Genomic DNA, 21,377 nt, shown 5'->3' with positions numbered 1-21,377 from the left:
CGAGCCTCGCCTCACGGCGCCCAATAGCCCAGAATCCCATATTTCAAGGGGTTCCGGGAGCTATGCTCAAAAATCGAGCAGAAGATGTGTATAAGCCGATGGCTCTAAGTGCATCTTTGGTTGCTCGAGTTTGCGATTTCTAACAAAGTCGTTAAGAAGTTCAGTGGTGCCCAACGTCGGTTGAACACAGATGTGGCGGGCGTGTGCGAATCGCACGGAGTGCTTCGTAAAGTCTCAAAAATTTGAATCTCAATAAAATTCCCTATGCGCTCTGTATATTGATGTATCCATTTACCAAAAGCGAGGTGTTTGAGATGGCGTCCTGCCGGGGCTTCTATCTGACGTTCAAGGAAAACATGGATGCAATGGGGTTACCCGTTCCCGCGAGCCTGTTTTCGACGCAGCAACAAGCGTTGACGACCATTGGGGCGATTGCAACTGCGGTCAAGACGTTTGGGTCGCGCGTTACGATTGGTGAATTGATCGGCGCAGGGGTATTGAGCGATGTGCTGGTGTACGCGGGATCGCTATACGCATCCTGGTACGTTGGGGCGGCGATTGGCAGTCTTCTAGTGGCGTCGGGCCATTCGCTCTCGTGTTCCAATGGCATCGACGCTTCGCGGTCGGCCGCCAATGTGCTTTCAAAGCACGGGATCAGGATCGATGGTGCGCTGGCGCGGCATCTGGCTTCGCACCCGGAAGTGTTTGCCCTGGGAACAGCTCGGCACCACTACCGCGTGATGAGCCTCGCGCAACAGGCAGCAGCATGAACCGTATCGCAGATCGCGTCGCGCTTCTGATTTGTAGCGCCGTCTTCGCGGCTATTGCGTGGGCGACCTTCCGGTATGCGGGTGAGTGGGTGATGCCCGTTGTGATGGCCGTGATGCTCGTGGCGCTCGGGAGCGAAGTTCGCCGACTCAGACGCATACTGGACGCCCACGGCATCGATTGGCGTCCGCGAAGACGCCTTTTCCGCAAGTAGTCTGCATTGGCGGGCCGCGAAATGCCCGCCGACTTCACTTCATTTACTGCCGCGCCGTCCGCGCGTTGTCCGGCATCGGCTGGTTGTAATTCGTGCGGAACGGATTGATGTCGAGCCCGCCACGCCGCGTGTAGCGCGCATACACCGCGAGCTTCACCGGTTTGCACGCATGCAGGATGTCGAGGAAGATCCGCTCGACGCACTGCTCGTGAAAGCCTGTGTGATTGCGAAACGAGATGATGTAGCGCAGCAGCCCCGCATGATCGATCTGCGGCCCGACGTAGTGAATCTGCACGCTGCCCCAGTCGGGCTGGCCGGTGACCGGGCAGTTCGAGCGCAGCAGGTCGGACACGAGCGTCTCCTCGACCGGCGCTTCGTCGGCGGCCGCGGACAGCAGCGACGGATCGGGTTCGTACACGTCGGTATCGAGGTCGAGCCGGTCGAGCGGCAGCCCGTCGAGCTCCTCCATCTCGAGCTTGCCGAAATCGTGCGGCGACACCAGCTGCACGGCGACGCTCGCGCCGCACGCGGCCGACACGTCGCGCTTCAGCACGTCGCGCACCGTGTCGAGCGAGTCGAACTTCGATTGCGCGAACGAGCCGAGATACAGCTTGAACGATTTCGATTCGACGATGTTCGGCGATTCGGCCGGCACGTAGAAGGTCGCAACCGCGATCTGCGGCTTGCCGCGCGCGTTGAGCCACGACAGTTCGTATGCGTTCCAGATGTCGGTGCCGAAGAACGGCAGCGCCGACGCGATGCCGAGCTGCTCGCGCGCCCCGGCGCGCGGGATCGGGAACAGCAGCGACGCGTCGTACTGCGCTGCGTAGACGGTCGCCTTGCCGAGCGGGGAATGTTCGGGATGCATTGCACGAAGCCTTTACGACAGGAAGAGGCGGTACGCCGGATTGGCGCTCTCTTCGACATACGGATAGCCGAGCGCCGCGAGGAAGCGTTCGAACTCGGCGCGATCGGCCTGCGGCACCTGCAGCCCGACGAGGATCGAGCTGTAGTCCGCGCCCTGGTTGCGGTAGTGGAACAGGCTGATGTTCCAGTCCGGCGCCATCGACGACAGGAACTTCATCAGCGCGCCCGGCCGTTCCGGGAATTCGAAGCGGAACAGGCGCTCTTCGAGCGCGAGCGGCGAGCGGCCGCCCACCATGTAGCGGATATGTTCCTTCGACAGCTCGTCGTGCGTGAGGTCGACGGTCTTGAAGCCGTGCGACTCGAAGTTCGCGGCGATCTCCTCCGACTCGCCGCGCCGCTTGATCTGCACGCCGACGAAGATGTGCGCGGACTGCGCATCGGCGATCCGGTAGTTGAACTCGGTCACGTTGCGATCGCCGACGAGCGAGCAGAAGCGCTTGAAGCTGCCGCGCTCCTCGGGGATCGTGACGGCGAACACGGCTTCGCGCGCCTCGCCGACTTCCGCGCGTTCGGCGACGAAGCGCATCCGGTCGAAGTTCATGTTCGCGCCGGACGTGACCGCGACGAGCGTCTGGTTCTCGATGCCTTCGCGTTCCGCGTAGAGCTTCGCGCCCGCGACCGCGAGCGCGCCGGACGGCTCGAGCACGCTGCGCGTGTCCTGGAAGACGTCCTTGATCGCCGCGCACAGCGCGTCGGTGTTCACCGTCAGGACGCCGTCGAGGTATTCGCTGCAGAGCCGGAAGGTTTCCTCGCCGACCAGCTTCACGGCGGTGCCGTCCGCGAACAGGCCGACCTCGCTCAGCTCGACGCGCTTGCCCGCGTCGAGCGACTGCGCCATCGCGCACGAATCCTCGGCCTGCACGCCGATCACCTTGATCTCCGGTCGCACCGCCTTCACGTAGGCCGCGACGCCGGACGCGAGCCCGCCGCCGCCGATCGGCACGAAGATCGCGTGGATCGGGCCCTGGTGCTGACGCAGGATTTCCATCGCGATCGTGCCCTGGCCGGCGATCACGTACGGATCGTCGAACGGATGGACGAACGTGAGGCCGCGCTCCTCTTGCACCTTGACCGCGTGTGCATACGCGTCGCTGTACGACTCCCCGGCCTGGATCACCTCGACGCTCGGGCCGCCGTGCGCGCGCACCGCATCGACCTTCACCTGCGGCGTCGTGACGGGCACGACGATCACCGCCTTGACGCCCATCCGGGCCGCCGAGAACGCGACACCCTGCGCATGGTTGCCGGCCGATGCCGTAATCACGCCGCGCGCGAGCGCGTCGGCCGGAATGTGCGCCATCTTGTTGTACGCGCCGCGCAGCTTGAACGAGAACACCGGCTGGTTGTCCTCGCGCTTGAGGTAGACGGCGTTGCGCAGCCGCGCGGACAGGTTGCGGGCGGATTCGAGTTCCGTCTCGATCGCGACGTCGTAGACGCGCGCGGTGAGGATTTTCTTCAGGTAATCGTGGGATGCCATGGGCGCTCGCGTGCAGTGCGGTAGCAGACGGTAAAGGATCAATGATAGCGCCTGGGGTCTGTTTCGATACGGTTTGCATGTGCGTCGCGACCGTTTGCGGCGGTGCGACGCCGATCCGGCGGGCTTAACCGGCCGGTTACCGACCGGACGGACGGCGAATGGCGGTCCGAAACCGCTTCGGGCCACGGCCGGCGGGCCTTCCGCCGATATCCCCACGGCCGGTCCGACGTGTCACGCATGGCCCGATCATGGGTTAGAATTCCGTTTTGAATCAAGGATTTCGGAAGATGCAGAGGCACCCTCGGATCGCACCGTTGAAGCCGACGCCGCGCGCAGCCAGCCCCGCGGCGGAACGGCATGCGCGCCGCGCGCGATCGTGCTGATGATCGAGTGCCGCCAGGCCCTGTCGCCGGCCAGGAGGGGTGAACCGCCGCCCGCTCCGGCCCCATGAAGGACAGCCGCGCGCCTGGTAACAGAACAGATTTCCCCAAGATTGCGCCCACGCGCTTGCCGACGCCCGTGCACGGTGTATCGGCCCTCCGAGTCGTCCGAACATGAACGCACCACAAGTTTTCGATCCGCATGGCGCGGCCGCCGCCGTCGCCGCCGACCCCGCGCCCCGGTTGCGCGAGATTCCCTACAACTACACGTCCTTCTCGGATCGCGAGATCGTGATCCGCCTGCTCGGCGAAGAGGCGTGGTCGGTGCTTGACGAACTGCGCGCCGAGCGCCGTACGGGCCGCTCGGCACGGATGCTGTATGAAGTGCTCGGCGACATCTGGGTCGTGCGCCGCAACCCGTACCTGCAGGACGACCTGCTCGACAACCCGAAGCGCCGCGCGCTGCTGATCGAGGCGCTGAACCACCGGCTGACCGAAATCGGCAAGCGCCGCAGCGCCGATCTCACCGAGCACCGCGACGACGCGGGCCGTGAACGCGCATCGCGAGTCGAGATGCTCGAAACCGCCGCGCAGCGCGCGGTCGACGAGTTCGCCGACGAATTCGAGAAGATGGCCGACCTGCGCCGCCGCGCGACCAAGGCGCTCGGCCGCTGCACGCAGAAGGACAACATCCGTTTCGACGGGCTGTCGCGCGTGTCGCATGTGACCGACGCGACCGACTGGCGGGTCGAATACCCGTTCGTCGTGCTCACCCCCGACACCGAAGCCGAGATCGCCGGCCTCATCAAGGCCTGCTTCGAGCTCGGCCTGACCGTGATCCCGCGCGGTGGCGGCACCGGCTACACGGGCGGCGCGGTGCCGCTCACGCCGTTCTCCGCGGTGATCAACACCGAGAAGCTCGAGCAGCTCGGCGCGGTCGAGCTGACCGAACTGCCGGGCGTCGCGCACAAGGTGCCGACGATCTTCTCCGGCGCGGGCGTCGTCACGCGCCGCGTGACGGAAGCGGCGGAAGCGGCCGGCTACGTGTTCGCGGTCGATCCGACCTCGCTCGACGCATCGTGCATCGGCGGCAACGTCGCGATGAACGCGGGCGGCAAGAAGGCCGTGCTGTGGGGCACTGCGCTCGACAACCTGGCCTGGTGGCGGATGGTCGACCCGGACGGCAACTGGCTCGAAGTCACGCGCCACGAGCACAACCAGGGCAAGATCCACGACATCGCGGTCGCGCGTTTCGAGTTGAAGTGGTTCGACGGCGCATACGCGCCGGGCGAGAAGCTGCTGAAGAGCGAGATGCTCGAGATCGAGGGCCGCCGGTTCCGCAAGGAAGGCCTCGGCAAGGACGTGACCGACAAGTTCCTCGCCGGCCTGCCGGGCGTGCAGAAGGAAGGCTGCGACGGGCTCATCACGTCCGCGCGCTGGGTGCTGCACAAGATGCCCGCGCACACGCGCACCGTCTGTCTCGAATTCTTCGGCCAGGCGCGCGAGGCGATCCCGAGCATCGTCGAGATCAAGGACTACCTGTTCGAGACGTCGAAGCAGGGCGGCGCGATCCTCGCGGGCCTCGAGCACCTCGACGAGCGCTACCTGCGCGCGGTCGGCTATGCGACGAAGAGCAAGCGCAACGCATTCCCCAAGATGGTGCTGATCGGCGACATCGTCGGCGACGATGCCGACGCGGTGGCGCACGCGACGTCCGAAGTGATCCGGATGGCGAACGGCAAGAGCGGCGAAGGCTTCGTGGCGATCAGCGCGGAGGCGCGCAAGCGCTTCTGGCTCGACCGCAGCCGCACGGCCGCGATCGCGAAGCACACGAACGCGTTCAAGATCAACGAAGACGTCGTCATCCCGCTGAACCGGATGGGCGAGTACACCGACGGCATCGAGCGGATCAACATCGAGCTGTCGCTGAAGAACAAGCTGCAGCTGGTCGACGCGCTCGAAGCGTTCTTCCGCGCCGGCAACCTGCCGCTCGGCAAGACCGACGACGCGAACGAGATCCCGAGCGCCGAACTGCTCGAGGATCGCGTCCAGCAGGCACTGGAGCTGCTCAAGCGCGTGCGCGCGCGCTGGGAATTCGTGCGCGACCGGCTCGACCAGCCGCTGCGCGAGGCGCAGCACTACCTCGTGCAGCTCGGTTACGAGGCGCTGGCCGAGAAGTTCGCGGATCGCGCGGACGAGCAGCCGGGCGCGACCGTGTTCCACGTCACGCAGGACCGCACGGTGCGCATCTCGTGGAAGCAGGAGATCCGCGCGGAGCTGCGCGCGATCTTCAACGGCGGCGCGTTCAAGCAGATCCTCGACGAGGCGCAGGCGATCCACAAGCAGGTGCTGCGCGGCCGCGTGTTCGTCGCGCTGCACATGCACGCGGGCGACGGCAACGTCCACACCAACCTGCCGGTCAACTCCGACAACTACGAGATGCTGCAGGACGCGCATGCGGCGGTCGCGCGCATCATGACGCTCGCACGTTCGCTCGACGGCGTGATTTCGGGCGAGCACGGGATCGGCATCACGAAGCTCGAGTTCCTGACCGACGACGAGATCGCCGAATTCCGCGCGTACAAGCAGCGCGTCGATCCGAACGGCCGCTTCAACAAGGGCAAGCTGCTCGAAGGCGCCGATCTGCGCAATGCCTATACGCCGAGCTTCGGGCTGATGGGGTACGAGTCGCTGATCATGAAGCAGTCCGACATCGGCGCGATCGCCGATTCGGTGAAGGACTGCCTGCGCTGCGGCAAGTGCAAACCGGTGTGCGCGACGCACGTGCCGCGCGCGAACCTGCTGTACAGCCCGCGCAACAAGATCCTCGCGACGTCGCTGCTGGTCGAGGCGTTCCTGTATGAAGAACAGACGCGCCGCGGCGTGTCGATCAAGCACTGGGACGAGTTCAACGACGTGGCCGACCACTGCACGGTGTGCCACAAGTGCGCGACGCCGTGCCCGGTGAAGATCGATTTCGGCGACGTCACGATGAACATGCGCAACCTGTTGCGCAAGATGGGCAAGAAGAAATTCAACGCCGGCAATGCGGCGGGCATGTTCTTCCTGAACGCGACCAACCCGCAGACGATCAACGCCGCGCGCAGCGTGATGATGGGCGTCGGCTACAAGGTGCAGCGCTTCGCGAACGACATGTTGAAGAACGTCGTGAAGAAGCAGACGCAGCACCCGCCGGCGACGGTGGGCAAGCCGCCCGTCGTCGAGCAGGTGATCCACTTCGTCAACAAGAAGATGCCGGGCAACCTGCCGAAGAAGACGGCGCGCGCACTGCTCGACATCGAGGACAACAAGATCGTGCCGATCATCCGCAACCCGAAGTCGACGACCGTCGATTCGGAAGCGGTGTTCTACTTCCCGGGCTGCGGCTCCGAGCGCTTGTTCTCGCAGGTCGGCCTCGCGACGCAGGCGATGCTGTGGGAGGCCGGCGTACAGACCGTGCTGCCGCCGGGCTACCTGTGCTGCGGCTATCCGCAGCGCGGCTCGGGCCAGTACGACAAGGCCGAGAAGATCGTCACCGACAACCGCGTACTGTTCCACCGGGTCGCGAACACGCTGAACTACCTCGATATCAAGACGGTGGTCGTGTCGTGCGGCACCTGCTACGACCAGCTGGCCGGCTACGAATTCGACAAGATCTTCCCGGGCTGCCGGATCATCGACATCCACGAGTTCCTGCTCGAGAAGGGGATGAAGCTCGACGGCGTGACGGGCACGCGCTACATGTATCACGACCCGTGCCACACGCCGATCAAGACGATCGATCCGGTGAAGCTCGTCAACGAGCTGATGGGTGCGGAGAAGGACGGCTACAGGATCGAGAAGAACGACCGCTGCTGCGGCGAATCGGGCACGCTCGCGGTCACGCGCCCGGACGTGTCGACGCAGGTCCGCTTCCGCAAGGAAGAGGAGATCCGCAAGGGTGCGGCGAAGCTGCGCAGCATCCCGGTCGTGGCCGGCAACGCGCCGGCGCCGGCCGCCGCCGCCGCCGCGAACGGCCCCGACGTGAAGATCCTGACGAGCTGCCCGTCGTGCCTGCAGGGCCTGTCGCGCTACAGCGAGGATGCGAACCTCGAAGCCGACTACATCGTGGTCGAAATCGCGCGTCAGGTGCTCGGCGAGAACTGGATGGCCGATTATGTCGCACGCGCGAACAATGGCGGGATCGAGCGCGTGCTGGTCTAATGCGGGCATGACGACCGCCCGACCGGGCTGGGGATGAGCGGGCGCCGGCGCGGCAATGCCGGCGCCCGTCCACATGGGAGCGACGATGGAATGCGTGTTTTGCCGTGAAGACGGCGGCGAGGTGCTCTGGCAGGACGATGCGCTGCGCGTCGTCCTCGCGACGGGCGAGCACGAGTATCCGGGCTTCTGCCGGGTGATCTGGGGCGCGCACGTAGCGGAATTCTCCGATCTCGGCGAGCCCGAGCGGGCCCACCTGATGCGCGTGGTCTACGCGGTCGAGCGGGCTGTGCGCCGCGTGATGCAGCCGAACAAGGTGAATCTCGCGAGCCTCGGCAACATGGTGCCGCACGTGCACTGGCACGTGATCCCGCGCTTTTCCAACGACGCCCATTTCCCGCAGCCCGTCTGGGCGCCGCGCCAGCGCAGCGTGTCCGAGGCGCTGCTGCGCACGCGCGCCGCGCAGGCCTCGCTGCTGCACAATGCGGTGCGCGAGGAAATTCAACGCATGACCGATTCGAGGCAGCCATGAGCGGTTTGACTTCCACGACGCCGATTCCGTCCGGCGTCGTCGTGCACGCGGTGTCGCGCGTGCTCGAATTGCAGTACCCGAACGGTGAAAGCTACCGGATTCCGTTCGAGCTGATGCGCGTGTATTCGCCGTCGGCCGAGGTGCGCGGCCACGGGCCCGGCCAGGAGACGCTGCAGACCGGCAAGCGCGAGGTGACGATCACCGCGCTCGAGGGCGTCGGCAACTACGCGCTGCAGCCGACGTTTTCCGACGGCCATTCGACCGGCATCTACTCGTGGGACCTGCTGTACGAGCTGGCGACGCAGCAGGACGCGCTGTGGCGCGACTATTTCGACAAACTGAAGGCGGCGGGCGTCGAGCGCGACGCCCCGATGCAGGCGGCCTCCGCGTCGCACGGCCACTGCCACTGAAATTCGACGGCGCCCGCTCGGCGCCGTCTTGCCATTTACTGAGGATCAACGCGATGAGCAAAACCCACTTCGGCTTCGAAAGCGTCGAGGAAAACGAAAAAGCGAAGAAAGTGGCGGGTGTGTTCCATTCGGTCGCGAGCAACTACGATCTGATGAACGACCTGATGTCGGCGGGCATGCACCGCGCGTGGAAGGCGTTCACGATCGCGCAGGCGAACGTGCGTCCCGGCTTCAAGGTGCTCGACATCGCGGCCGGCACCGGCGACCTGACCAAGGCGTTCGCGAAGGCAGCCGGGCCGACGGGCGAGGTCTGGCACACGGACATCAACGAATCGATGCTGCGCGTCGGTCGCGACCGGCTGCTCGACAAGGGCATCGTGACGCCGTCGCTGTTGTGCGACGCGGAGAAAATTCCCTTTCCGGACAACTACTTCGATCTGGTCACGGTCGCGTTCGGGCTGCGCAACATGACGCACAAGGATGCCGCGCTGGCGGAGATGCGCCGCGTGACGAAGCCCGGCGGCCGCGTGATGGTGCTGGAATTCTCGAAAGTCTGGGATCCGCTGAAAAAGGCGTACGATCTGTATTCTTTCAAAGTATTACCGTGGCTTGGCGACAAGTTCGCGAAAGATGCTGAAAGTTACCGGTATCTTGCTGAATCTATCCGGATGCACCCCGATCAGGACACGCTGAAGACGATGATGGAACAAGCGGGCCTCGATGCCGTCAAATATTACAATTTGTCAGGTGGCGTGGTAGCTTTACACATGGGAGCCAAGTACTAAGGGGCTCTTTCCATACATTTGTCTTACATCTGGAGAAGCTGATGTCCGAAACGCGTTCGTTGTTCAACCGTAGCAAGCCGTCGAAGCCGTGGGCTCGACGAGTCGGCACGCTGCTGATGGTCGGCCTGCTCACGGCCGGCACGTTCGCATCGCTCGACGCTGAAGCCAAGCGCATGGGCGGCGGGCGCAGCATCGGCCGCCAGAATTCCACCGTCACGCAGCGCCAGGCCACGCCGCCTGCGCAGCAGCCGATGCAGCAGGCCGCGCCGTCGCAGGCGCAGCGTGCGAACCCGGCCGCGCCCGCGCCGGCCGCGCAGCCCAACCGCTCGCGCTGGCTCGGGCCGATCGCCGGCCTCGCGGCCGGTCTCGGTATCGCGGCGCTGCTGTCGCACTTCGGCCTGGGCGGCGCATTCGCGAGCATGATGGCGAACGTCATCGTGATCGCGCTGCTCGCGATGGTCGGCATCTGGCTGATCCGCAAGTTCATGAACCGCCGTCGTCCGCAGGAGCCGGCATACTCGGTCGGCGGCTCGGCGTCGTCGTCGGGCGGCTACTCGCAGAGCCCGTCGTTCCAGGCCGGCAACGGCAGCAGCTACGCGAACGAAGCACAAGGCGTGTTCGGCGGCGGTGCGGCGGCCGCAGGCGCGGCAGCGGCGGCAGCACCGCTCCAGGTGCCGGCCGGCTTCGACACCGAAGCGTTCCTGCGCAGCTCGAAGGTTTATTTCGTGCGCCTGCAGGCCGCGTGGGACCAGGGCAACCTGGCCGACATCCGCGAGTTCACGACGCCCGAAATGTTCGCCGAGATCAAGATCGACCTCGATTCGCGCGGCAACGAGTCGAACCAGACCGACGTCGTGCAGCTCGACGCGGAACTGGTCGCGATCGAGGATCGCGGCATCGAGCAGTCGGCGAGCGTGCGTTTCCACGGGTTGATCCGCGAATCGGCGAATGCGTCGGCCGCGCCGTTCGACGAGGTGTGGAACCTGTCGAAGTCGGGCAGTCAGGGCTGGCTGCTCGCGGGCATCCAGCAGATCAACACGCACTGAGCGTGACCGGCGGCCACGCCGCCGGGCGCCCGGCAGCGGCCGCCGCACTGCGACCGCTTGCCGCCCGGGTGTGCGGTCAGGCACGGCCTGCCGACGATCCGACGTTACAATAGAAACCCGCGTGGGCGCCCGGCCTGCGCGGGTTTTTTTCTTTCCCAGCCCGATGACCTTTGCCGCCAAGCCTTTTGCTGCTGCCGTCAATCACCTGCTCGCCCGCGAATCGTGGGCGCGCGACCGCCTGATTCCGTATGCGGGCAAGACTGCCCGGATCGACGTGCCTCCCGTTACGCTCACGCTGCTGGTGCAGCCCGACGGCTATCTGTCGGCCGTCGACGCGCACGATGCGCAACAGGTCGACGTGTCGATCGCGCTCGCGGGCGACACGGTCGCCGCGTTCCTGCAGGGTGGCCAGGCGGCCGTGATGAAGCACGTGAAGATCGAGGGCGATGCGGAATTCGCGACGCAGATCGCGAAGCTGGCCGAGCACCTGCGCTGGGAACCTGAAGAAGATCTCGCGAAGCTGGTCGGCGACGCGGCGGCATACCGGATCGCGACGGTCGTGCGCGACGCCGGTGCGCGCGCGCGACGTACCGGCCGCAACGTGCTCGATTCCGTTGCCGAATACTGGCTCGACGAGAACCCGCAAGTCGTCCGGCGCGCGTCGCTCGGCGGCTTCGACGCCGAACTGGCGCGTGCACGCGATGCGCTCGCGCGGGTCGAAAAGCGGGTCGAGCGACTCGAACAAAAAATCGGCGCGCGCACGGGTTCCGGCCCGCGCGGCGCGCACTGAGGGCCGCAGGGCATGCGCATTTTTCGTTTCATCAAGATTGTCTACACCGTCATCCGCTTTGGTCTCGACGAAGTGATGCTGTCCCGGATCGACGACCGGCGCGTGAAGCTGCTGCTGCGGATCACGACGATCGGCCGCCGTTATTCCGATCCGCCCGCGGTGCGGCTGCGCCACGCGCTCGAAAGCCTCGGCCCGATCTTCGTGAAGTTCGGCCAGGTGCTGTCGACGCGCCGCGACCTGCTGTCGGTCGATTTCGCGAACGAACTCGCGAAGCTGCAGGATCAGGTGCCGCCGTTCGATTCGGCGGTCGCGATCGGGATCATCGAGAAGTCGCTCGGTGCGCCGGTCGACGAGCTGTTCGATGAATTCGAGCGCGAGCCGGTCGCGAGCGCGTCGATCGCGCAGGTGCATTTCGCGAAGCTCAAGCAGGGCCAGCACGCGGGCAAGGCCGTCGCCGTCAAGGTGCTGCGCCCGAACATGCTGTCCGTGATCGATTCCGACCTCGCGCTGATGCGCGACATCGCGATCTGGACCGAGCGCATGTGGGCCGACGGCCGGCGCCTGAAGCCGCGCGAGGTCGTCGCCGAGTTCGACAAGTACCTGCACGACGAGCTCGACCTGATGCGCGAGGCCGCCAACGGCAGCCAGCTGCGCCGCAACTTCGCGGGCCTCGACCTGCTGCTCGTGCCCGAGATGTTCTGGGATTTCTCGACGTCGCAGGTGCTCGTGATGGAGCGCATGACCGGCGTGCCGATCAGCCAGGTCGAGACGCTGCGTTCGGCCGGTGTCGACATCAAGAAGCTCGCGCGCGAAGGCGTCGAGATCTTCTTCACGCAGGTGTTCCGCGACGGCTTCTTCCATGCGGACATGCACCCGGGCAACATCCAGGTGAGCCTCGATCCGAACACCTTCGGCCGCTACGTCGCGCTCGATTTCGGGATCGTCGGCGCGCTGTCCGATTTCGACAAGAACTACCTTGCGCAGAACTTCCTCGCGTTCTTCAAGCGCGACTACCACCGCGTCGCGACGCTCCACCTCGAGTCGGGCTGGGTGCCGCCCGAAACGCGCGTCGAGGAACTCGAAAGCGCGATCCGCGCGGTGTGCGAGCCGTATTTCGACCGTGCGCTGAAGGACATCTCGCTCGGCCAGGTGCTGATGCGCCTGTTCTCGACGTCGCGCCGCTTCAACGTCGAGATCCAGCCGCAGCTCGTGCTGCTGCAGAAGACGATGCTGAACGTCGAGGGGCTCGGTCGCTCGCTCGATCCCGAGCTCGACCTGTGGAAGACCGCGAAGCCGTACCTCGAGCGCTGGATGACCGAGCAGATCGGCCTGCGCGGCTGGTACGAGCGCTTCAAGGTCGAAGCGCCGCAGTGGAGCAAGACGCTGCCGCAACTGCCGCGCCTGATCCATCACGCGATGGCGGCGCGCCACGATGCGCCGCGCGCGGCGAGCGAGGACCTGATGCGCCAGATTCTCGTCGAGCAGAAGCGGACGAACCGGCTGCTGCAGGCGCTGCTGATCTTCGGCCTCGCCGTCGGCGTCGGGGCGCTCGTCGCGCGCGTGCTGCTCGCGCTCGCGTACAGCGTCTGACACCCGCCTGGAGGCCATCCGATGACCGACCCGACCCGCGAAAACCCGCCCGCCGCGCCGCGCGCCGCGGAATTCTCGTCGCGCGACCCGGGTGACGCGACGTTCTGGGACGAACGTTTCGCGCGTGGCGTGACGCCGTGGGACTTCGGTGGCGTGCCCGACGGGTTTCGCGTGTTCGCGCACCGGCTCGAGCCGTGCGCGGTGCTGATTCCCGGCTGTGGCAGTGCGCAGGAGGCCGGGTGGCTTGCGCAGGCCGGCTGGCCCGTCAGGGCAATCGATTTCGCCGAGCAGGCGGTCGCCGCCGCGAAAGCGCAGCTCGGCATGCACGCGGAAGTCGTCGAGCAGGCCGATTTCTTTACGTACCGGCCGCCGTTCGACGTGCAGTGGGTGTACGAGCGTGCGTTCCTGTGCGCGCTGCCGCGCGACCGGCGCGCCGCCTACGCGGCGCAAATGGCCGCGCTGCTGCCGGCCGGCGGGCTGCTGGCCGGCTACTTCTTTGTCGGCGCGACGCCGAAGGGGCCGCCGTTCGGAATCGAGCGTGCCGAACTCGATGCGCTGCTCGGCGCGCACTTCGAGCTGATCGAGGATTTGCCCGTGACCGATTCGCTGCCCGTGTTCGAAGGTCACGAGCGCTGGCTCACGTGGCGCCGCCGCTGATGCCGGCGCTTACCCGGGCGCGTCCGGCCGTTGCCGGGGTGCGCCAGGGTTTCGGCTATAATTCAAGGTTTTGCAAGCCGTTTCCAGTTTCCGCGGGAAAAATATCATGCCGATCTACGCCTATCGATGCGAAGCGTGTGGTTTCGCGAAGGACGTGCTCCAGAAGATGAGCGATGCGCCGCTGTCGCAGTGCCCGGAATGCGGGAAGGATGCATTTCGCAAGCAGGTCACTGCGGCGGGCTTCCAGCTGAAGGGTTCGGGTTGGTATGTCACCGATTTCCGCGGCGGTTCGGGCGGCACCAGCGCACCGGCGACGGCGTCCGGTTCGGGCGATGCGGCGCCGGCAGCCGCCGCGCCCGCGTCCGGCTCGGACAGTGCGGCGAGCGCCGCGCCGGCGCCTGCGCCGGCTGCGACGCCTGCGGCCGGCAGTTGACCGTCGCGGCCCGGCCGGGCTGCGACCAACCCGCGCCGCCGGCGCGGTTCATTGACGGCAGATGATGAAAAAGACGACCCTGAAATCGGTGTTTCTGACCGGCCTGCTGGTTCTCGTCCCGCTCGCGATCACGCTGTGGGTGCTCGGTCTCATCATCGGCACGATGGACCAGACACTGCTGCTGCTGCCCGAATCGTGGCAGCCCGAGCGGATGCTCGGCTTCCACCTGCCGGGGATCGGCGCGGTGCTGACGCTCGCGTTCATCTTCGTCGTCGGGCTGGCCACGCAGAACTTCATCGGCCAGAAGCTCGTCACGTGGTGGAACGCCGTGGTGCGTCACATCCCGGTCGTCGGGCCGATCTACACGAGCGTCAAGCAGGTGTCGGACACGCTGCTGTCGAGCAGCGGCAACGCGTTCCGCAAGGCGCTGCTGATCGAATACCCGCGTCGCGGCTCGTATACGATCGCGTTTCTGACCGGCACGCCGGGCGGCGACGTGCTCAATCATCTGACGGAAGAATACGTGAGCGTCTATATTCCGACGACGCCGAACCCGACGTCGGGCTTCTTCCTGATGCTGCCGAAGAGCGAAGTCATCGAACTCGACATGTCGGTCGATGCCGCGCTCAAGTACATCGTCTCGATGGGCGTGGTGGCGCCCCCGGCGCCGGTTCCGGCGCCTGCGCGCCGCCCCGTCGAGCCGCCGCTGTAAGTAAAGAATCATCGCCCGGGCCGCGCGTTGCGGCGCCCGTTGATCAAACCGAACGAAAGCAAACATCATGTCGATGCGTACTGAATACTGCGGTCTCGTGACCGAACACCTGCTGGGCCAAACCGTGTCGCTGTGCGGCTGGGTGCAGCGCCGCCGCGATCACGGCGGTGTGATCTTCATCGACCTGCGCGATCGTGAAGGCCTCGTGCAGGTGGTGTGCGACCCGGATCGCGCGGAAATGTTCGCGACCGCCGAAGGCGTGCGCAACGAGTTCTGCGTGCAGATCAAGGGCCTCGTGCGCAACCGTCCGGACGGCACGGTCAACGCCGGCCTGAAGAGCGGCAAGATCGAAGTGCTGTGCCACGAACTGAACGTGCTGAACGCGTCGGTCACGCCGCCGTTCCAGCTCGACGACGACAACCTGTCGGAAACGACGCGCCTCACGCACCGCGTGCTCGACCTGCGCCGCCCGCAGATGCAGCACAACCTGCGCCTGCGCTACCGCGTCGCGATCGAGGCGCGCAAGTACCTCGACGAGCAGGGCTTCATCGACATCGAAACGCCGATGCTGACGAAGAGCACGCCGGAAGGCGCGCGCGACTACCTCGTGCCGTCGCGCGTGAACGCGGGCCAGTTCTTCGCGCTGCCGCAGTCGCCGCAGCTGTTCAAGCAGCTGCTGATGGTCGCGAACTTCGACCGTTACTACCAGATCACCAAGTGCTTCCGCGACGAAGACCTCCGTGCCGACCGTCAGCCGGAATTCACGCAGATCGACTGCGAAACGTCGTTCCTCGGCGAGCAGGAAATCCGTGACCTGTTCGAAGACATGATCCGTCACATCTTCAAGACGACGATCGACGTCGAGCTCGACGCGAAATTCCCGGTGATGCCGTACTCGGAAGCGATGGCGCGTTTCGGTTCGGACAAGCCGGACCTGCGCGTGCAGCTCGAATTCACCGAGCTGACCGACGCGATGAAGGACGTCGACTTCAAGGTGTTCAGCACGCCGGCCAACGCGAAGGACGGCCGGGTCGCGGCGCTGCGCGTGCCGAAGGGCGGCGAGCTGTCGCGCGGCGACATCGACGGCTATACCGAATTCGTGCGCATCTACGGCGCGAAGGGTCTTGCCTGGATCAAGGTCAACGAGAAGGCGAAGGGCCGTGACGGCCTGCAGAGCCCGATCGTCAAGAACCTGCACGACGCATCGATCGCGGCGATCCTCGAGCGCACCGGCGCCGAGGACGGCGACATCATCTTCTTCGCGGCCGATCGCGCGAAGGTCGTCAACGACAGCCTCGGCGCGCTGCGCCTGAAGATCGGCCATTCGGAATTCGGCAAGGCGAACGGTCTGGTCCAGGCCGGCTGGAAGCCGCTGTGGGTCGTCGACTTCCCGATGTTCGAATACGACGACGAAGATGCACGCTACGTCGCGGCTCATCACCCGTTCACGAGCCCGAAGGACGAGCACCTCGAGTACCTCGAGACCGACCCGGGCCGTTGCCTCGCGAAGGCCTACGACATGGTGCTGAATGGCTGGGAAATCGGCGGCGGCTCGGTGCGTATCTATCAGGAGGAAGTGCAGAGCAAGGTGTTCCGTGCGCTGAAGATCGGCGCGGAAGAGGCTCAGCTCAAGTTCGGCTTCCTGCTGGATGCACTGCAGTACGGCGCGCCGCCGCACGGCGGTATCGCGTTCGGTCTCGACCGCATCGTCACGATGATGGCCGGCGCCGATTCGATCCGCGACGTGATCGCGTTCCCGAAGACGCAACGTGCGCAGGATCTGCTCACGCAGGCACCGAGCCCGGTCGACGAGCGTCAGCTGCGCGAACTGCACATCCGCCTGCGTCAGCCGGAACAGCCGAAGGCGTAACGCGCTTCGCATCCGGTCGTGTGTGCGCTCGCGCGCACACTACGCTCATGAAAAAGGCGCAGCGATGCGCCTTTTTCGTTTTTTGCGGTACAGTCGCAGCACTTGCCGCCCGTTCGGAGCCTGTGCCCGGCGCGCGGCCCCGTGCCGCATGAAACAACGATGACGAAGCCGCCGAAAATCCCCGAATCCGTTCTTGTCGTGATCTACACGCCCGACCTCGATGTGCTCGTGATCAAGCGTGCCGACCAGCCCGATTTCTGGCAATCGGTGACCGGCTCGAAGGACGCGCTCGACGAGCCGCTCGCGGTCACCGCCGCGCGCGAAGTGGCCGAGGAAACCGGCATCGCGATCGGCACGGCGGATGTGCCGGCCAGCGCGCTCGTCGACTGGCGCCACCGGATCGAGTACACGATCTATCCGCAATACCTGCACCGCTATGCACCGGGCGTCACGCGCAACACCGAGCACTGGTTCGGACTGTGCGTGCCGCATCGCGTCAGCGTGACGCTGTCGCCGCGCGAGCACGTCGACCATGCGTGGCTGCCGTTCCGCGAGGCCGCCGCGCGCTGCTTCTCGCCGTCGAATGCCGAGGCGATCCTGCAATTGCCCGCGCGCGTGGCACTCTCGCGCGCGCCGCACGGCTCGTCCGCATGACGGCGGAAGCCCGCAAGCGCTTCGCGCAATTGCGGCAGATGTTCCTGCAGGAACGCGGTTCCGCGTCGCGGCTCGCCTTCACGTCGGGCAACACCGTGCGGCTGTGCGAGGGCGGCGGCGCATTCTTCCGGGCACTGATCGAGCGGATCGATGCCGCCCGCGAGCAGGTGATGCTCGAAACCTACATCTTCTGCGACGACGCGGCCGGCCGGCCGGTGTCGGACGCGCTGATCCGCGCGGCGCAGCGCGGCGTACGCGTGCGCGTGATCACCGACGGCATCGGCACCGCGCGCCTGCCGTTGTTCGACACGTGGGTGGCGGCCGGCGTCGAGCACTGCATCTACAACCGCTTCCTGTTCGGCCGCTTCGGCTTCTCGCGCACGCACCGCAAGCTCGCGGTGATCGATCACGCGGTCGCGTTCTGCGGCGGCATCAACATCGTCGACGACTACGCGCAGGGCGGCACGACGCTGCCGTTTCCGCGCTGGGATTTCGCGGTCGAGATGGCGGGGCCCGCGGTGTCGGACGTGCGCGCCGCGTTCGAATTGCAGTGGCACCGGATCATGTTCGGCCACAAGCCGTATGCGCAATACGCGGCCGGGCTGCATGGCGGGGAAGCGTTCCCCGACATGTTCCGTCGCTGGATGCGCAGCCATCGCTGGATCAAGGCTGGTGCGCTGCGGGTCGTGACGGAGCCGAGCGTCGCGTTCGTCGCGCGCGACAACGTCGTGAATCGCCGCGCGATCGAGAAGGCGTATCTCGCGGCGATCGGCCAGGCGCGCCAGCGGATCCTGCTGGCCAATCCGTACTTCATGCCGGGGCGCAAGCTGCGCCGTGCGCTGACGGGCGCCGCGCGGCGCGGCGTCGACGTGCGGATCCTGATCGGCCGCAAGGAATTCGCGGCACTCGATACGGCCGTGCCGTTCCTGTATCACGCGCTGCTGCGCGCGGGCGTGCGCGTGGCCGAGTACGACAGGACGATGCTGCACGGCAAGGTGGCCGTGATCGACGACAACTGGGCGACGGTCGGCTCGTCGAATCTGGACGCGCTGAGCCTGATGTTGAACAATGAGGCGAATGTCGTGCTGGTGCGCTACGATGCGGTCACGAACGAACTGCGCGACGCGATCGCGGCCGCGTTCGCCGACGGCCGGGAAATCGACCCGGCGCGCTATGCGCGGCGCCCGCTCGGCGAGCGCATGCTGAACTGGCTTGCCTATACGGCGTACCGCGTCGTGATGAAGGCGCTGACGGTCGGCGACTACGACTAAGCGCCCGCTTAAATCATTTCTGCACGCCCGTGCGGAAAACCGCTTCCAATGCGGCCCGAATCGCGCAAAATAGCGGCTCGGTTAGACACCGGTTTCTAATAATTTCCTTGTTTCGCGAGCGGCCGCACTCAATAATAGTACGGCCGTTCGATTTTATTCGAACCCCCGAACGGTTACAGAAATAGCTATGCGAAAAGGCGAACAGACGCGTGCCGCGATACTTGAAGCTGCTTTGGATCTCGCCAGCCGTGACGGGCTGGAGGGGCTGACGATCGGCCTGCTGGCCGAGCGCATGCAGATGAGCAAGAGCGGCGTGTTCGCGCACTTCGGATCGCGCGAGGACCTGCAGGTCGAGGTCGTCCGCGAGTATCACCATCGTTTCGAGAACGAGGTGTTCTTTCCGAGCCTGCGCGAGCCGCGAGGCTTGCCGCGCCTTCGGGCGATGCTGGCCCGCTGGACGGAGAAGCGCATCCAGGAGGTGACGACGGGATGCATCTACATCAGCGGTGCGGTCGAGTACGACGACCGGCCTGACAGCCCCGTGCGCGAGCAGTTGATCGCGAGCGTGACGGCCTGGCGTGCCGCGATGCTGCGTGCCATTTCGCAGGCGAAGGAAGAAGGCCATCTGCGTGCGGATACCGATCCGGACCTGATGCTCTTCGAGTTGTACAGCTTCACGCTCGGCCTGCATCACGACGCACGTTTCCTGCATTCGCCGGATGCCGTGCGCCTCACGTGGGCCGCGCTGGAAAAGACGATTGTTTCGTATCAGAGCGAGAGCCGTTAGCGGCGCGTGATCCGCCCGCCAGGAGCTCGAGCCGTTTTGCCCACCTTTGGAGAGAGTCATGGGACAGTACGCCGCGCCGCTGCGCGACATGCAATTCGTGTTGCACGAGCTTCTGAACGTCGAAGCCGAAGTCAAGCAAATGCCCAAGCATGCGGACCTCGACGCCGACACGATCAACCAGGTTCTCGAGGAAGCGGGCAAGTTCTGCTCCGAGGTACTGTTCCCGCTGAACCAGGTCGGCGACCGCGAAGGCTGCACGTATGAAGGCGACGGCGTCGTGAAGACCCCGACCGGCTTCAAGGAGGCCTACCGGCAATACGTCGAGGCCGGCTGGCCGGCGCTCGGCTGCGATCCGGACTACGGCGGCCAGGGCCTGCCCGCGTTCGTGAACAACGCGCTCTACGAAATGCTGAACTCGGCGAACCAGGCATGGACGATGTATCCGGGCCTGTCGCACGGCGCGTACGAATGCCTGCACGCGCACGGCGCGCCGGAACTCCAGAAGCAGTACCTGCCGAAGCTCGTGTCGGGCGAATGGACGGGCACGATGTGCCTGACCGAGCCGCACTGCGGCACCGATCTCGGCATCCTGCGCACCAAGGCCGAACCGAACGGCGACGGCTCGTACTCGATCAGCGGCACGAAGATCTTCATCTCGAGCGGCGAGCACGACATGTCGAAGAACATCATCCACCTCGTGCTCGCGCGCCTGCCGGACGCGCCGCAGGGCACGAAGGGGATCTCGCTGTTCATCGTGCCGAAGTTCATTCCGGACGCCTCGGGCGAGCCGGGCGAGCGCAACGGCATCAAGTGCGGCTCGATCGAGCACAAGATGGGCATCCACGGCAACTCGACGTGCGTGATGAACCTCGACAACGCGAAGGGCTGGATGGTCGGCGAGCCGAACAAGGGCCTCAACGCGATGTTCGTGATGATGAACGCCGCGCGTCTGGGCGTCGGCATGCAGGGCCTGGGCCTGACGGAAGTCGCTTACCAGAACTCGCTGACGTACGCGAAGGAACGCCTGCAGATGCGCTCGCTGACGGGCCCGAAGGCACCGGACAAGCCGGCCGACCCGATCATCGTGCACCCCGACGTGCGCCGCATGCTGCTCACGCAGAAGGCCTATGCCGAAGGCGCGCGCGCGTTCACGTACTGGTCCGCGCTGCAGATCGACAAGGAACTGTCGCATGCTGATGAAGCGGTGCGCAAGGAAGCGGCCGATCTCGTCGCGCTGCTCACGCCGATCATCAAGGCGTTCCTGACCGACAACGCGTTCGAGTCGACCAACCACGCGATGCAAATCTACGGCGGCCACGGCTTCATCTCCGAGTGGGGCATGGAGCAGTACGTGCGCGACGCGCGGATCAACATGATCTACGAAGGCACGAACTCGATCCAGTCGCTCGACCTGCTGGGCCGCAAGGTGCTCGGCGACATGGGCGCGAAGCTGAAGAAGTTCGGCAAGCTCGTCACGGAATTCGCGGAAGCCGAAGGCGTGAAGCCGGAGATGGCCGAGTTCATCAACCCGCTCGCCGACATCGGCGACAAGGTGCAGAAGCTGACGATGGAAATCGGCATGAAGGCGATGCAGAACCCCGACGAAGTCGGCGCTGCCGCCGTGCCGTACCTGCGCACCGTCGGCCACCTGGTGTTCTCGTACTTCTGGGCGCGCATGGCGCGTCTCGCCCTCGACAACGAAGCGTCGGGTGATCCGTTCTACAAGTCGAAGCTCGCGACGGCGCGCTTCTACTTCGCGCGCCTGCTGCCCGAAACGGCCGCGACGATCCGCGCCGCGCGCGCCGGTTCGAAGACGATGATGGAAGTCGACGAATCGCTGTTCTGATGCGAGTCCGGGCGGGGCGCGACGCGCG

The 21,377-nt window shown here is 65.7% G+C and carries 18 protein-coding genes; 16 read left to right on the top strand and 2 right to left on the bottom strand.

Translation table 11 applies throughout. The features are described 5' to 3' along the window. Positions 1-242 precede the first annotated feature (242 nt). The gene (locus WT26_RS18130; RefSeq protein ID WP_155123127.1) at positions 243-770 is read left to right on the top strand and encodes a hypothetical protein; all 528 of its coding nucleotides are present in this window, start codon (positions 243-245) and stop codon (positions 768-770) included. A gap of 255 nt (positions 771-1,025) precedes the next feature. On the opposite strand, the gene queF is transcribed toward WT26_RS18130, so the two are convergent. Together queF and ilvA are read right to left on the bottom strand one after the other, a co-directional pair. Then, positions 1,026-1,850, bottom strand: a complete 825-nt coding sequence (gene queF / locus WT26_RS18120; RefSeq protein ID WP_069273444.1) for an NADPH-dependent 7-cyano-7-deazaguanine reductase QueF — start codon at positions 1,848-1,850, stop codon at positions 1,026-1,028. A gap of 12 nt (positions 1,851-1,862) precedes the next feature. Next, positions 1,863-3,386: a threonine ammonia-lyase, biosynthetic gene (gene ilvA / locus WT26_RS18115; RefSeq protein ID WP_059533011.1), complete on the bottom strand. Its 1,524-nt coding sequence runs from the start codon at positions 3,384-3,386 to the stop codon at positions 1,863-1,865. A 554-nt stretch (positions 3,387-3,940) separates the two neighbouring features. Between ilvA and WT26_RS18110 the strand changes: the two genes are divergently transcribed. The 15 genes from WT26_RS18110 to WT26_RS18040 all read left to right on the top strand — a co-directional run bounded on the left by WT26_RS18110 (position 3,941) and on the right by WT26_RS18040 (position 21,349). Beyond that, on the top strand, positions 3,941-7,969 hold the full coding sequence (locus tag WT26_RS18110) for a DUF3683 domain-containing protein (protein WP_069273443.1): 4,029 nt from the start codon (positions 3,941-3,943) through the stop codon (positions 7,967-7,969). An 85-nt stretch (positions 7,970-8,054) separates the two neighbouring features. Continuing rightward, complete coding sequence (locus WT26_RS18105) at positions 8,055-8,498, top strand: HIT family protein (protein WP_059533018.1); 444 nt, start codon at positions 8,055-8,057, stop codon at positions 8,496-8,498. After that, entirely contained in the window at positions 8,495-8,908 is a 414-nt protein-coding gene (locus WT26_RS18100) for a gamma-butyrobetaine hydroxylase-like domain-containing protein (protein ID WP_021161323.1), read from the top strand. The genes WT26_RS18105 and WT26_RS18100 overlap by 4 nt, the downstream gene beginning before the upstream one ends. A gap of 53 nt (positions 8,909-8,961) precedes the next feature. Continuing rightward, positions 8,962-9,693 (top strand): bifunctional demethylmenaquinone methyltransferase/2-methoxy-6-polyprenyl-1,4-benzoquinol methylase UbiE, encoded by a 732-nt coding sequence (ubiE, locus tag WT26_RS18095; RefSeq protein WP_027789150.1) that lies wholly within the window; start codon positions 8,962-8,964, stop codon positions 9,691-9,693. A 41-nt stretch (positions 9,694-9,734) separates the two neighbouring features. Continuing rightward, positions 9,735-10,739, top strand: a complete 1,005-nt coding sequence (locus WT26_RS18090; protein WP_069273442.1) for a Tim44 domain-containing protein — start codon at positions 9,735-9,737, stop codon at positions 10,737-10,739. Positions 10,740-10,902: 163 nt separating this feature from the next. After that, the gene (locus tag WT26_RS18085) at positions 10,903-11,529 is read left to right on the top strand and encodes a ubiquinone biosynthesis accessory factor UbiJ (protein WP_006487883.1); all 627 of its coding nucleotides are present in this window, start codon (positions 10,903-10,905) and stop codon (positions 11,527-11,529) included. A 12-nt stretch (positions 11,530-11,541) separates the two neighbouring features. Then, complete coding sequence (ubiB, locus tag WT26_RS18080) at positions 11,542-13,119, top strand: ubiquinone biosynthesis regulatory protein kinase UbiB (RefSeq protein ID WP_069273441.1); 1,578 nt, start codon at positions 11,542-11,544, stop codon at positions 13,117-13,119. A gap of 21 nt (positions 13,120-13,140) precedes the next feature. Further along, complete coding sequence (locus WT26_RS18075) at positions 13,141-13,776, top strand: methyltransferase domain-containing protein (RefSeq protein WP_069273440.1); 636 nt, start codon at positions 13,141-13,143, stop codon at positions 13,774-13,776. A 106-nt stretch (positions 13,777-13,882) separates the two neighbouring features. Continuing rightward, positions 13,883-14,209: an FmdB family zinc ribbon protein gene (locus tag WT26_RS18070; RefSeq protein ID WP_069273439.1), complete on the top strand. Its 327-nt coding sequence runs from the start codon at positions 13,883-13,885 to the stop codon at positions 14,207-14,209. A 61-nt stretch (positions 14,210-14,270) separates the two neighbouring features. Further along, the gene (locus WT26_RS18065) at positions 14,271-14,921 is read left to right on the top strand and encodes a DUF502 domain-containing protein (RefSeq protein WP_021158415.1); all 651 of its coding nucleotides are present in this window, start codon (positions 14,271-14,273) and stop codon (positions 14,919-14,921) included. Between the two features lie 67 nt (positions 14,922-14,988). Continuing rightward, positions 14,989-16,791: an aspartate--tRNA ligase gene (gene aspS, locus WT26_RS18060; protein WP_021158416.1), complete on the top strand. Its 1,803-nt coding sequence runs from the start codon at positions 14,989-14,991 to the stop codon at positions 16,789-16,791. A gap of 159 nt (positions 16,792-16,950) precedes the next feature. After that, the gene (nudB, locus tag WT26_RS18055) at positions 16,951-17,445 is read left to right on the top strand and encodes a dihydroneopterin triphosphate diphosphatase (protein ID WP_059533032.1); all 495 of its coding nucleotides are present in this window, start codon (positions 16,951-16,953) and stop codon (positions 17,443-17,445) included. Then, complete coding sequence (clsB, locus tag WT26_RS18050; protein ID WP_069273438.1) at positions 17,442-18,716, top strand: cardiolipin synthase ClsB; 1,275 nt, start codon at positions 17,442-17,444, stop codon at positions 18,714-18,716. The genes nudB and clsB overlap by 4 nt, the downstream gene beginning before the upstream one ends. Positions 18,717-18,903: 187 nt before the next feature. Then, a complete protein-coding gene (locus tag WT26_RS18045; protein ID WP_006751498.1) occupies positions 18,904-19,503 on the top strand; it encodes a TetR/AcrR family transcriptional regulator in 600 nt (199 codons plus the stop codon). A 58-nt stretch (positions 19,504-19,561) separates the two neighbouring features. Beyond that, positions 19,562-21,349: an acyl-CoA dehydrogenase C-terminal domain-containing protein gene (locus WT26_RS18040; RefSeq protein ID WP_059533038.1), complete on the top strand. Its 1,788-nt coding sequence runs from the start codon at positions 19,562-19,564 to the stop codon at positions 21,347-21,349. Positions 21,350-21,377: the final 28 nt, after the last annotated feature.

The organism is Burkholderia cepacia (assembly GCF_001718835.1).
Taxonomy (GTDB): Bacteria; Pseudomonadota; Gammaproteobacteria; order Burkholderiales; family Burkholderiaceae; genus Burkholderia; species Burkholderia cepacia_F.
This window is presented reverse-complemented; position numbering and strand designations above follow the sequence as displayed.

Coding starts and splice junctions, on each gene's coding strand:
- WT26_RS18065 (WP_021158415.1), top strand. CDS start 14,271: ATGATGAAAAAGACGACCCTGAAATCGGTGTTTCTGACCGGCCTGCTG.
- WT26_RS18105 (WP_059533018.1), top strand. CDS start 8,055: ATGGAATGCGTGTTTTGCCGTGAAGACGGCGGCGAGGTGCTCTGGCAG.
- WT26_RS18085 (WP_006487883.1), top strand. CDS start 10,903: ATGACCTTTGCCGCCAAGCCTTTTGCTGCTGCCGTCAATCACCTGCTC.
- WT26_RS18045 (WP_006751498.1), top strand. CDS start 18,904: ATGCGAAAAGGCGAACAGACGCGTGCCGCGATACTTGAAGCTGCTTTG.
- WT26_RS18070 (WP_069273439.1), top strand. CDS start 13,883: ATGCCGATCTACGCCTATCGATGCGAAGCGTGTGGTTTCGCGAAGGAC.
- aspS (WP_021158416.1), top strand. CDS start 14,989: ATGTCGATGCGTACTGAATACTGCGGTCTCGTGACCGAACACCTGCTG.
- WT26_RS18075 (WP_069273440.1), top strand. CDS start 13,141: ATGACCGACCCGACCCGCGAAAACCCGCCCGCCGCGCCGCGCGCCGCG.
- ilvA (WP_059533011.1), bottom strand. CDS start 3,386: ATGGCATCCCACGATTACCTGAAGAAAATCCTCACCGCGCGCGTCTAC.
- WT26_RS18110 (WP_069273443.1), top strand. CDS start 3,941: ATGAACGCACCACAAGTTTTCGATCCGCATGGCGCGGCCGCCGCCGTC.
- WT26_RS18090 (WP_069273442.1), top strand. CDS start 9,735: ATGTCCGAAACGCGTTCGTTGTTCAACCGTAGCAAGCCGTCGAAGCCG.
- nudB (WP_059533032.1), top strand. CDS start 16,951: ATGACGAAGCCGCCGAAAATCCCCGAATCCGTTCTTGTCGTGATCTAC.
- ubiB (WP_069273441.1), top strand. CDS start 11,542: ATGCGCATTTTTCGTTTCATCAAGATTGTCTACACCGTCATCCGCTTT.
- ubiE (WP_027789150.1), top strand. CDS start 8,962: ATGAGCAAAACCCACTTCGGCTTCGAAAGCGTCGAGGAAAACGAAAAA.
- queF (WP_069273444.1), bottom strand. CDS start 1,850: ATGCATCCCGAACATTCCCCGCTCGGCAAGGCGACCGTCTACGCAGCG.
- WT26_RS18100 (WP_021161323.1), top strand. CDS start 8,495: ATGAGCGGTTTGACTTCCACGACGCCGATTCCGTCCGGCGTCGTCGTG.
- clsB (WP_069273438.1), top strand. CDS start 17,442: ATGACGGCGGAAGCCCGCAAGCGCTTCGCGCAATTGCGGCAGATGTTC.
- WT26_RS18040 (WP_059533038.1), top strand. CDS start 19,562: ATGGGACAGTACGCCGCGCCGCTGCGCGACATGCAATTCGTGTTGCAC.